Origin of the sequence: Janthinobacterium paucivorans, from assembly GCF_051380805.1 — a bacterium.
In the GTDB taxonomy this organism is placed as follows: Bacteria; Pseudomonadota; Gammaproteobacteria; order Burkholderiales; family Burkholderiaceae_D; genus Janthinobacterium; species Janthinobacterium lividum_D.
Window position 1 is genome coordinate 512,051 of the sequence record NZ_JBNYXR010000001.1, and the last position, 11,937, is coordinate 523,987.

Annotated in this window: 11 protein-coding genes; 10 read left to right on the forward strand and 1 reads right to left on the reverse strand. The window is 60.4% G+C overall.

Translation table 11 applies throughout. From position 1 onward, the window contains the following. Both ACQ4V8_RS02220 and ACQ4V8_RS02225 read left to right on the forward strand, forming a co-directional pair. Positions 1–1,578 (forward strand): glycosyl hydrolase family 18 protein (locus ACQ4V8_RS02220; protein ID WP_436570813.1); only part of this gene is annotated, 1,578 nt, incomplete at its 5' end. Between the two features lie 78 nt (positions 1,579–1,656). Continuing rightward, positions 1,657–2,691 carry a cupin-like domain-containing protein gene (locus ACQ4V8_RS02225; protein WP_010399885.1) on the forward strand — a complete coding sequence of 345 codons (1,035 nt, stop codon included), beginning with the start codon at positions 1,657–1,659 and terminating at the stop codon, positions 2,689–2,691. A 106-nt stretch (positions 2,692–2,797) separates the two neighbouring features. Here the strand turns inward: ACQ4V8_RS02225 and ACQ4V8_RS02230 are convergent, their stop codons facing one another. Beyond that, a complete protein-coding gene (locus tag ACQ4V8_RS02230; RefSeq protein ID WP_010399884.1) occupies positions 2,798–3,484 on the reverse strand; it encodes a Bax inhibitor-1/YccA family protein in 687 nt (228 codons plus the stop codon). Between the two features lie 219 nt (positions 3,485–3,703). On the opposite strand from ACQ4V8_RS02230, the gene ndk reads away from it, so the two are divergent. From ndk to bamB, 8 genes are all read left to right on the forward strand, one after another. Further along, the gene (gene ndk / locus ACQ4V8_RS02235) at positions 3,704–4,120 is read left to right on the forward strand and encodes a nucleoside-diphosphate kinase (RefSeq protein WP_436570868.1); all 417 of its coding nucleotides are present in this window, start codon (positions 3,704–3,706) and stop codon (positions 4,118–4,120) included. Between the two features lie 126 nt (positions 4,121–4,246). Then, positions 4,247–5,422 carry a dual-specificity RNA methyltransferase RlmN gene (gene rlmN / locus ACQ4V8_RS02240; protein ID WP_010399882.1) on the forward strand — a complete coding sequence of 392 codons (1,176 nt, stop codon included), beginning with the start codon at positions 4,247–4,249 and terminating at the stop codon, positions 5,420–5,422. 11 nt (positions 5,423–5,433) lie between these two features. Further along, positions 5,434–6,225 carry a type IV pilus biogenesis/stability protein PilW gene (gene pilW / locus ACQ4V8_RS02245; RefSeq protein WP_436570814.1) on the forward strand — a complete coding sequence of 264 codons (792 nt, stop codon included), beginning with the start codon at positions 5,434–5,436 and terminating at the stop codon, positions 6,223–6,225. Positions 6,226–6,238: 13 nt separating this feature from the next. Continuing rightward, the gene (locus ACQ4V8_RS02250) at positions 6,239–7,186 is read left to right on the forward strand and encodes a RodZ domain-containing protein (RefSeq protein WP_070346497.1); all 948 of its coding nucleotides are present in this window, start codon (positions 6,239–6,241) and stop codon (positions 7,184–7,186) included. Positions 7,187–7,266: 80 nt separating this feature from the next. Continuing rightward, a complete protein-coding gene (gene ispG, locus ACQ4V8_RS02255) occupies positions 7,267–8,565 on the forward strand; it encodes a flavodoxin-dependent (E)-4-hydroxy-3-methylbut-2-enyl-diphosphate synthase (RefSeq protein ID WP_436570815.1) in 1,299 nt (432 codons plus the stop codon). A gap of 53 nt (positions 8,566–8,618) precedes the next feature. Next, a complete protein-coding gene (gene hisS, locus ACQ4V8_RS02260; protein WP_010399877.1) occupies positions 8,619–9,980 on the forward strand; it encodes a histidine--tRNA ligase in 1,362 nt (453 codons plus the stop codon). Positions 9,981–10,034: 54 nt separating this feature from the next. Continuing rightward, a complete protein-coding gene (locus tag ACQ4V8_RS02265; protein ID WP_010399876.1) occupies positions 10,035–10,703 on the forward strand; it encodes a YfgM family protein in 669 nt (222 codons plus the stop codon). Between the two features lie 85 nt (positions 10,704–10,788). Then, a complete protein-coding gene (bamB, locus tag ACQ4V8_RS02270; protein WP_196855874.1) occupies positions 10,789–11,934 on the forward strand; it encodes an outer membrane protein assembly factor BamB in 1,146 nt (381 codons plus the stop codon). The last annotated feature ends 3 nt before the right edge of the window (positions 11,935–11,937 follow it).

The window sequence follows — 11,937 nt, forward strand, 5'->3', positions numbered from 1 at the left end:
CCCACGCCAACACCATCACCCACGCCAACGCCAACGCCCACCGGCGGCACCTGCGCGCTGCCGTGGGCGGCTGGCACGGCTTACAGCGCGGGTGCCATCGTCAGCTATGCAGGTACGAATTACCGCGCCAACTACTGGACGCAGGGCAACAATCCGTCCACCAGCAGCGGCGCCGCCGGTACGGGCAAGCCATGGATCAGCCAAGAGATCTGCAGCGCCACGCCGACACCAACCCCGACGCCGACGCCGACGCCAACCCCGACCCCAACCCCAACCCCGACCCCAACCCCAACCCCAACCCCGACCCCAACCGGGCGCGAAGTGGGTTCCTACTTCGCGCAGTGGGGCGTGTATGGCCGTGACTATGAAGTGGCGAACGTGCATACGAGCGGCGTGGCCGACAAGCTGACCTTCATCAACTACGCTTTCGGCAATATCTATCCGAAAAACGGCGGTTATGAATGCGCCATGATCACCAAGACGGAGCCGGGCGCGACGAATCCGAATTCGCCGGACGCGGGCACGGGCGGCGATGCCGAGGCCGACTACATCCGCACGCCCAAGCGCACCGTCGATGGCCAGGCGATTCCCTGGGACGCTCCCTTGTCGGGCAACTTCCTGCAGCTGAAGAAACTCAAGGCGGCGCACCCGAACCTCAAGTTGTTCATTTCCTTGGGTGGCTGGAGCTGGTCGAAGAACTTCTCCGTCGGTTCCGCCACCGATGCGCTGCGCAAGCAGATGGTGCGTTCCTGCATCGATATCTACATCAAGGGCAATCTGCCGCTGCAGGGCGGGCGCGGTGGCGTGGGTGCGGCGGCCAATATCTTTGACGGCATCGACATCGATTGGGAATACCCGGTGGGCGGCGGCCAGCCGTATAACACGGTCAGCCCCAACGACAAGCGCAACTTTACCTTGCTGATGGCGGAATTTCGCAGCCAGCTCGATGCGCTCGGCGCCGCCAATGGCAAGCGCTACCTGTTGACCGCCGCTGTCGGTGCGGGCAAGGACAAGATCGACAACACCGAGCCGGCCCTGTACTCGCAGTATATGGACTGGATCAACCTGATGACTTACGACTTCCACGGCGGCTGGGAAACGAGCACCAACTTCAATGCCCAGCTGTTTGCCGATCCTGCCGATCCGTCGACCGGCATGGCGCGCGAATACGTGGGCGACAAGGCGGTGCAGTACATGATTGCTGCCGGTGTGCCGCGCGACAAATTGCTGCTCGGCATACCTTTCTATGGCCGTGGCTGGAAGGGCGTCGCACCGGGGCCGAACGGCGATGGCTTGTACCAGGCGGCCACCGGCATGGCGCCGGGCACGTACGAGTCGGGTATCGAGGACTACAAAATCCTCGTCGCCAAGAGCGGCACGCGTTACTACCACCCTGTGACCAAGCAGCTGTACCTGTACACGGGGGTGGGCGGCCAGTGGTGGAGCTATGATGATCCGACCGTCATCGGCACCAAGGTGAAATACGTGAAGGACCAGGGCTTGCGCGGCGCGTTCTCGTGGGAACTCGATGGCGATGCGAATGGCGTGCTGGCCACCGAGGTGTGGAAGGTGCGGTAATGCTGAGCTAGCCTAAGACGCGGCCGGATAGCCATGCTGTCCGGCCGTTTATTCTTATATACAGACAGGAGGCAGGCGATGGCGGCGGTATCGACATTGGGAGTGAACAAGCAGTCGGAGGAGCTGAGTCGCGAGTGGCGCAGCTGGATCGCGGAAAACCTTATGCTGGGCAGTCATCCATCGGCCCTGTTGCCGGTGCTGCAACAGGCCGGCATCGGGGAAGGCTTGGCGCGTCGCGAAGTGGCGCTGGCACTGCACAGCCCCTATCTGGCGGGCGCCGTGCGTTTGTCGAATCGGCTGGCCAAGCGCGACTGGGTGCTCGACATCCAGCGCAAGCTGAATCAGCTGCGCCCGACCGAGATTGCCCGCCGCGACAAGTTGTCCGCACAGGCATTTTTGGATGAATACTATGCCACCAACCAGCCCGTGATCATCACCGGCATGATGGACGACTGGCCCGCCATGGACAAATGGACTCCGGCCTATTTTCTCGAGCACTACGCGCAGCGCGAGGTGGAAGTGCAGTTCGGGCGTGAAGCGGACGCCCAGTACGAAATGAATAGCGTGGCGCACAAGCGCAAGATGGCGTTTGGCGAATACGTCAGCCTGGTCGAGGGCAGCGGCAGGAGTAATGATTTCTACATGACGGCCAACAATAATTCGCAGAACCGGCAAGCCTTGCGCGAGTTGTGGGACGATATCGGCCAGTTGCCTCAATACCTGAAGCGCGATGGCGAACCCGAGGGCTTTTTATGGTTCGGTCCTGCCGGCACGGTGACGCCATTCCACCACGACCTGACGAACAATTTCATGGCACAGGTAAAAGGGCGCAAGCGGTTGCGCATCATGGCTGCCTGCGAGGCGGCGCGCGTGTACAACCAGCGTCACTGCTTTACGCCCGTCGATGGGCGCGACATCGACCTGCAGCGCTATCCGCTGATGGCCGAGGTTCAGGTGCGCGAATGCGTGCTGGCGCCGGGCGAGATCCTGTTCTTGCCCGTCGGTTGCTGGCATTTTGTCGAAGCGCTCGATATTTCCCTCACCGTGGCGTTTACCAATTTCAAATGGAATAACGATTTTTACAGCGCGTATCCGGCCAAGCACGACTTTTGAGCGTGGTCCCGATGCTCGATGGGGAGATCGAGCGATGTTGCAGGCGTAAAAAAGCCGACCCGCAGGTCGGCTTTTTGCTGTGTCAATGCTGTGTCAATCTCAGTGCTTAGTCGCGGCTACCGCCGGCCAAGCCCAGCAGGGACAGCAGGCTGGTGAAGATGTTGTACACGTCCAGGTAGATGCGCAGGGTGGCCGAGATGTAATTGGTCTCGCCGCCGTTGATGATTTGCTGCACGTCATACAGGATGTAAGCCGAGAAGATGGCGATGGCGACCACGGAGATCACGATCGACAGTGCCGACAGGCCCAGGAAAATGTTCGCCACCGATGCCAGGATCAGCACGATCACGCCGGCGAACAACCATTTGCCCATGGCCGAGAAGTCGCGCTTCGATACCGTGGCGATGGTCGCCATGACGGCCAGGATAGTGGCCGTGCCGCCGAACGCCGTCATAATGAGCATGCCGCCGTTCGAGTAGCCGAGCGTGCGCGTCAGGATGGGCGTGAGCATCAAGCCCATGAAGAAGGTAAAGCCCAGCAGGACGGCGACGCCAAGGCCCGAGTTCTTGGTCTTTTCAATCGCGTACATGAAGCCGAATGCGACGGCCATGAAGATGATGAAGCCCATGCCGCCGGTCAGCATCGGCAAATGCATTTGTACGCCGATGAAGGCGCCCAGCACGGTCGGTATCATGGACAGTGCCAGCAGCCAGTAAGTGTTGCGCAAGACCTGGTGGCGGACTTGCTGCATGCTGCCCGACAGGTCAAAGGTGCGTTGCATGTTCTGATTCATAGTGCCTCCGTGTTGTCAATTCAAATTACTTCTTTGGCTAAGGATAGCATGGCGTCCGATTTTTGCAAAAAAACCAGCTTAAGATTGCATTAAACTCAGCCAGGGCGGAAGATGATGGCCCGCCTGTCTGGGTGATATGGGGTGGAGTATGGTAAAATCAAAGGTTGATTGAGTTATCAATTTATCGTTTTAACCCTACTTTTATTGGAGTTTTCACACATGGCAATCGAACGCACCCTGTCGATCATCAAACCAGACGCAGTTGCAAAAAACGTCATCGGTCAAATCTATACTCGTTTTGAAAACGCTGGCCTGAAAATCGTTGCAGCACGCATGGCCCAATTGTCGCGCGAACAAGCTGAAGGCTTCTACGCAGCGCACAAAGAGCGCGGCTTCTTCAAGGATCTGGTCGACTTCATGGTTTCCGGTCCAGTCATGATCCAAGCTCTGGAAGGCGAAAACGCCGTTCTGGCCCACCGTGACCTGATGGGCGCGACCGATCCGAAGAAAGCAGAAAAAGGCACGATCCGCGCCGATTTCGCCGATTCGATCGACGCTAACGCCGTGCACGGTTCCGACGCTGTCGAAGCTGGTCAAGTGGAAATCGCTTACTTCTTCCCAGAACTGAAGGCTTAATTGCCTTAGATAACGTTATTTCCTGGCGTTATCTGTGAAATAACTTATCACCCCCTGTTCCCGCTGCGCTGTGGTGCTGTTGGCTCCTGATGCGCGCGGGGACGGATTTTTAGAATAGACCTGATCATGCATACGACGACCCTCACCAACTTGCTGGATTTTGATCCCGCGCAACTCATCGCCTACTGCGCCGAGTTGGGAGAGAAACCGTTTCGTGCAAAACAATTGCAGCGCTGGATACATCAGTTCGGCGCTTCCGATTTCGACGCCATGACGGACTTGGCCAAGTCGCTGCGCGACAAGCTGGCCACGCGCGCCGAAGTGCGCGCCCCGGCCATCATTAGCGACCACACGTCGACGGACGGTACGCGCAAATGGCTGGTCGACGTGGGTAATGGCAATGCCGTGGAAACCGTGTTTATTCCGGAAGAAAATCGCGGCACCCTGTGCATCTCGACCCAGGCCGGCTGCGCCGTGAACTGCCGTTTCTGCTCGACGGGCAAGCAAGGCTTCAACCGCAACCTCAGTGTCGGCGAAATCATAGGCCAGCTGTGGATGGCGGAATTCGAATTGCGCCGCACCAAGGGTATCGAGCCGGGCCCGAAAGGCGAGCGCCAGATTACCAACGTGGTGATGATGGGCATGGGCGAGCCCCTGCTCAATTTTGAGCCGACCGTCACAGCCCTGAAATTGATGCTCGACGACAACGCCTACGGCCTGTCGCGCCGCCGCGTGACCCTCTCGACCTCGGGCGTGGTGCCGATGATGGACAAGCTGTCGCAGGAAGTGCCGGTGGCCTTGGCCGTCTCGCTGCACGCCTCGAATGATGTGCTGCGCGATGGCTTGATTCCACTCAATAAGAAATACCCGCTGAAGGAATTGATGGCAGCTTGCAAGCGCTACCTGGAATTTGCTCCGCGCGATTTCATCACCTTCGAGTACTGCATGCTCGACGGCGTCAATGACAGCGATGAGCACGCGCGCGAATTGCTGGCGCTGGTGCAAGACCGCGAGTTCGGCGTGAACTGCAAGTTCAACCTGATTCCCTTCAATCCCTTCCCCGAGTCGGGTCTGTTCCGTTCGAAAAACCCGCGCATCAAGGCGTTTGCCCAAGTGCTGATGGATGGCGGCATCATCACCACCGTGCGCAAGACGCGCGGCGACGATATCGATGCCGCTTGCGGCCAGTTGGCGGGCGAAGTGAAAGACCGTACGCGGGTCCAGGAGCGCATGGAAAAAATGACTGAGTATCAGCAGAAATTTGGCGCCAACTTTGGCAAGATCGTGGAGATCCGCTCCTGATGCGGGGAGGCATGGCTTATCCTGGCGTACTTGCCGTGGCTGTTGTCAGCCTGGGCGTGCTGCTGCTGGCCGGCTGTGCTTCCACCGCAGACACGGGGCAAGCCGCATCTGCATCTGCATCTACCTCGCAGCGCGCCGACTTGCGCTTGCAGTTGGCCAGCGCCTATTATGGGCAAGCGCAGTATGGGGTGGCTTTGGCCGAAGCGGAGCAGGCGGTGCAGCTGCTGCCGGGCAATGCCCAAGCGCTCGGCATGCGTGCGCTGGTTCTTGCTGCCCTGCACCAAGCTGATGCGGCTGAAAAAGATTTTCTTTACGCAATGCGCCTTGCGCCCCACAATCCCGAGTTGAGCAATAATTATGGCCAGTTTTTGTGCCAGACCGGGCGCGCGGCGCAGTCGTTGGCGTATTTCGATGCCGCATTGCGAGATGTCGCCTATGGCACGCCTGAGCTGGCGCTGCATAATGCGGCGACGTGCAGCTTGCGCATCAACGATTACCGGCGCGCCGCTGATTATTGGCGCAAGGCGGAGCGCATCGCACCTGCCGCGGCAATGACGTATGTCGGCCTGGTGCGCGTGTATTACCAACAGCAAGACTACCGACAAGCGGCGCATTATCTTGAGCGGCTCGGTAAAGTAGCGACAATGGAGAGCCAGACGGCCGATGTGCTGTGGCTCGGGATCAAGGTGCAGCATAAGCTCGGGGATGCGGGTGCGGAAGCTGGCCTGGCGGCGCATTTGCGCCACCACCATTCCGGCTCCCCCGAATATGCTGCTTATCAAAATGGGGCGTTTGATGAGTGAGACAGGGATACCAATGAATTCAGAGCGGGCAGAAACGCCTCAGCAGCAGCCCCAGGGCAATCTCGCGCTGGCAGGCGCACAGTTGAAAGCGCAGCGCGAAGCGCTGGGCTGGCCTGTGGAGCAGGTGGCCGACCAGCTCAAACTGGCGCCACGCCAAGTGATCGCGCTGGAAGCGGGCGACATGGCAGCCTTGCCGAACGTGGCCGTGGTGCGCGGTTTCGTGCGCGCCTACGCCAAGGTGGTGCGTCTCGACGCAGCGCCGCTGGTCGCGATGATCGAAGTCCATCCGGCGCCGGTGCAAGAGTCCGCCACGCCCGTGCGGCGTGAAATTTCCGCCACGTTTTCCGAATCGCGCTTCCCGTCTATGACGCAGCGCTCGTCGAGCCAGGCGTCCCTCTGGATCGCCGGCGCCGTGGCCGTGGTCGTCGCCGCCGCCTTTGGTGCCTACAAGTTTGGCTATGTGCCGACCAACGTGCTGCCCTCGCATGCCGGGAAAGAAGTCGCGCAGGCGGACGTGGTCCCTGTGGAAACGACCTTGATCAAGCCGGGCCAGGACTTGACACCGGTGCAAGCGCCATCGGTACCGCTGATTTCCGTGCCGCCACCGCCGGGCAACGATACGCAGACGGGCGCCCCCGCCGCCAGCGTCGCTTCGGCGCCTGTACCGGCATCTGCTGTTGTGATGCCTGCGGCGCTGCCTGCCGATGCTGGCGCTGCCGTGGGCGCGAATGCGCTGGTGTTGAAGGTGGAGCAGGATTCCTGGGTCGAGATCCGCCGCCCTGGCAGTACGCCGCTGATTGCGCGCATGGTCAAGGCTGGCAGCACGGAAACGTTCGATATCACCGGCCCGGCCACCCTGGTAGTGGGTAAGCCAGGTGTTGTGCAGGCAACGTTGCGCGGCGCCAAGCTCGATTTGCCGACCGTGGCCGGTGGCACCATTTCGCGCGTGAGCATTAAGTAATGCTTAAAAAACATCGGCCAAGTGTTGATATTAGTCGTTCAAGCAAGTAGTTTAAATAAGCAAACTCACAAGATAATATTATGGCTACCTCGAAAACAGCGATCGGCTCCGGTCCTTCTGTCCGGCGCGACAGCCGCAAGGTGTTGATCGCACACGGCCAGCGTCAGATCTGGGTGGGCGGCGATGCCCCCGTGGTGGTGCAGTCGATGACGAACACGGATACGGCCGATGCCATCGGCACGGCGATACAGATCAAGGAACTGGCGCGTGCCGGCTCGGAGCTGGTGCGCCTGACGGTGGACCGTCCGGAAGCGGCTGCCGCCGTGCCGTACATTCGCGAGCAGCTCGACAAGATGGGCGTCGACGTGCCGTTGGTGGGCGACTTCCATTACAACGGCCACACCCTGTTGAACGATTACCCCGATTGTGCGCGCGCGCTGTCGAAGTATCGCATCAATCCGGGCAACGTGGGCAAGGGCGCCAAGCGCGATACGCAATTTGCGCAAATGATTGAAGCGGCGTGCAAGTACGACAAGCCGGTGCGTATCGGCGTGAACTGGGGCAGCCTGGATCAAGCCTTGCTGGCGCGCATCATGGATGAAAACGCGGGCCGCAGCGAGCCTTGGCCGGCGCAAGCGGTCATGTATGAAGCACTGATAACGTCGGCGATTGAAAACGCCGTGCGTGCCGAGGAGCTGGGCCTGGGACGCGACAAGATTATTTTGTCGTGTAAAGTGTCCGGCGTACAAGATTTGATCGCCGTGTATCGCGAACTGTCGCAGCGCTGCGACTATCCGCTGCACTTGGGCCTGACAGAAGCGGGCATGGGCAGCAAGGGTATCGTCGCCTCGACGGCGGCCTTGTCCGTGCTGCTGCAAGAGGGCATCGGCGACACCATCCGTATTTCGCTCACGCCAGAGCCTGGCGGCGACCGCACGCGCGAAGTGATCGTCGGCCAGGAAATTTTGCAAACCATGGGCTTGCGCAAGTTCGCGCCCATGGTCATCGCCTGCCCGGGCTGTGGCCGCACGACGTCGACCACGTTCCAGGAATTGGCCGACAACATCCAGACGTATCTGCGCGAGCAGATGCCGGAATGGAAAAAGTTGTATCCGGGCGTGGAAGCGATGAACGTGGCCGTCATGGGCTGCATAGTCAACGGTCCCGGCGAATCGAAGCATGCAAACATCGGCATCAGCTTGCCCGGCACCGGAGAATCACCGGCCGCGCCGGTCTTTGTCGATGGCGAAAAAGTCGTCACCCTGCGCGGCGAACGCATCGTCGAAGAATTCCAGGACATCGTCCTCAATTATGTTAAAACCCATTACGGCGTAGCTGGGGTTTCGAGCGACATGTCGCTCGCCAGCGTAGCGGTCTAGGCTTGCAAGCCTGGACTCCTTACGCGAAAAAATGAAAAGCAAAGAAGAACACCATGTCCGAAAATAAAAAAGCAGAGAAAATTACAGGCGTGAAAGGCATGAATGATGTGCTGCCCGCCGATGCCCCGTTGTGGGAATTGTTTGAAAATACGGCGCAATCCGTGCTGCAAAGCTATGGCTTCCAGCAGATCCGCACGCCGATCGTGGAAGAAACGAAGTTGTTCGCGCGCGCCATCGGCGCCGTGACCGACATCGTGGAAAAGGAAATGTACTCGTTCACCGATTCGATGAACGGCGACAACCTGACCCTGCGTCCGGAAGGCACGGCTGGCGTGGTGCGCGCCGTGGTCGAGCACAACCTCGTCTACGAAGGCCCGAAACGCCTGTGGTACAAGGGTCAGATGTTCCGTCACGAGCGCCCGCAAAAAGGTCGTTACCGCCAGTTCCACCAGTTCGGCGTGGAAGCCATCGGTTTCACGGGCCCGGATATCGATGCCGAGATCATCATGATGTCGCGCCGCCTGTGGGATGACCTGGGTCTGGAAGGCATTCGCCTGGAACTGAACTCGATCGGCGACGCCGCCGAGCGCCTGCGCCACCGCGCCGACCTGATCGCCTATCTGGAAAGCCATAGCGAACTGCTCGACGAAGAAGCCAAGCGCCGCCTGCACAGCAATCCGCTGCGCATTTTGGACACCAAAAATCCTGCCATGCAGGATCTGGTCAATGGCGCGCCTCAGCTTTTGGATTACCTGGGCGAGGAATCGCTGGCGCACTTCCATGGCGTGCAGAAGATCTTGAACCACAACAATATCCCCTTCACCATCAATCCTCGCCTGGTGCGCGGCCTCGATTACTACAACCGCACGGTGTTCGAGTGGGTCAGCGACAAGCTGGGCGCGCAAGGCACGGTGTGCGCCGGTGGCCGCTATGACGGCATGGTGGAAATGTTCGGTGGCAAATCGACGCCAGCCGTCGGCTTTGGCATGGGCGTCGAGCGCCTGGTGCTGCTGATGAAGGATGCGGCGGAACCGGAAGCGCCGGCGCAGTGCGACGTGTATCTGGTGCACCAGGGCGAGCAGGCAGGCTTGCAAGCGTTCGTACTGGCCGAGCGGATTCGCGATGCGGGCCTCGACGTTGTGCTACATTGCGCAGCGAGCAATGGCGGCGGCAGCTTCAAGACGCAAATGAAAAAGGCCGATGCCAGCGGTGCGGCGTTTGCGGTGATCATGGGCGACGATGAAATCGCCAACAATGTTGCCACGGTAAAAGCCATGCGCGAAGCCGATGCGGGCGCGCAGCAAAACACGGTGCCGTTCGACGATGTCGTCGATTACGTGGTCGACCAGATCATCGGCGACCACGATTGCGGCCACGATCACGGCCCTGACGGCCATGTGCATCACCACCATTAATTTGAAGCAAGACCGTACTATCCTCGATCAACTACTCATTAAAACTGACGACCCATGGCATACGATCACGAAGAACAAGAACAACTGGCAACCCTCAAAGCCTGGTGGCAGCGCAATGGCAATCTGACCTCCTGGGTCCTGATCGTGGCGCTTGCTGGCTACAGCGGCTGGGCTGGCTGGCAGTACTACCAGCGCACGCAGGCTGCGCAAGCCGGTCAGTTGTACGACGAGCTGCAAAATGCCATCGCCGCCAAGGACACCGCCAAGGTGATGCGCGCGGCCAGCGACATGCAATCGCGTTTCAGCGGCACGGCGTATGCGCAGATGAGCGCGCTGGGCGCGGCCAAGGTGGCGTTCGACGCGAATGACCTGAAAACGGCCAAGACCCAGTTGCAATGGGTTGCCGAGCATGGCACGGAAGAGTACAAGGCCATCGCCAAGCTGCGCTTGGCCGGTGTCTTGCTGGACGACAAAGCCTACGATGAAGCGCTGAAAGTGCTGGCCACGGCCAGCGTGGTGCAATTTGCCGGCGCCGTGGCGGACCGCAAGGGCGATATCCTGGTGGCGCAAAACAAGCTCGACGATGCACGTACGGCCTACCTTGCCGCGCTGGCCGCGACGGACAAGAACAATCCAGGGCGTCAATTGATCCAGGTGAAACTGGAGGCGATAGGCGGCACGGTACCGGAAGACAAGGCCAAGGCTGACAAGGCTGGCGCCTGACAGGAACACTGATGGCACGGCCATGCGGCGTTTTGCGCCGCCTGCCTCGCCCTTACAAGTACAAGAAAAAGGTTGGATAACACTTATGCGTGTCACTGAAAAGCTGGTAGCTGCAAGTCTGTTGGCCCTGATGGCCGGTTGCTCGTCCTGGAATCCGTTTGCCTCGAAAGACCCGAAAGTCGAACCGGCCAAACTGGTGGAGATAACATCGAGCATCGCCGTGCGCGACGCCTGGAAGTATTCGATCGGCAAGGCTGGCGTGTACGCCTTCCGGCCCGCACTGGCCGGTAACAGCCTGTACGTGGTCAATGCCGATGGCGCGCTGGCGCGCCTGGATGCGGCCAGCGGGCGTGAAACGTGGCGCATCAAGGTCGGCAGCGACATCACCTCCAGCGCCGGCAGCGACGGCGCACTGGTGGTCGTGGGCGCGGCCAAGGGCGCCGTGCTGGCGTTTGATGCCGATGGCAAGCAACTGTGGACGGCGCAGGCGTCGAGTGAAGTGCTGACCGCGCCTGTGGTCGGGCAGGGTGTGGTGGTGGTGCGCAGCGTGGACAACCGCATCGTCGGCTTTGATGCCAAGACGGGCGAGCGCAAGTGGACGGTGCAGCGCGCCACGCCGGCACTGACCTTGCGCAATGCACCGGGCATGGTGTTGGGCGGCGCGAATGTCTACGTGGCTCAGCCAGGCGGCAAGCTGCTGGCACTGACGGTTGCCACCGGTGTGGTACGCTGGGAGACTGTGGTCAGCGAACCGCGCGGCGCTACCGAACTGGAGCGCGTCTCCGACATCGCCGGCACGCCGGTGGTGTTCGAGGGCGAAGTGTGCGCTGTCACTTACCAGGGCAAGGCAGGCTGCTTCGATGCTGCCACGGGCGTGCCGCGCTGGAGTAAGCCGATCTCGTCCGATGTGGGCGTGGCCGTCGATCAGCGTTTCGTGTTTGCTGCCGACGCCCAGGGCGCCGTCGTGGCGTTCGGCCGCGACGGCGGCCAGAGCGCCTGGAAGAATGAGGCGCTGGCGCGCCGCCGCCTGTCGACGCCGGCCTCTTTTGGCCGCAGCGTCGCCGTCGGTGACTATCAAGGTTATATCCACTTCCTGTCACGGGAAGATGGCGCATTAATAGGTCGTGTCAGCAGCGATGGTAGTCCGATTGTTTCGGCTCCCGTCGTCGCCGGTTCGAATTTGATTTTTCAAACCCAATCAGGGACAGTGATCGCTCTCGCGGTCGAGTAATAC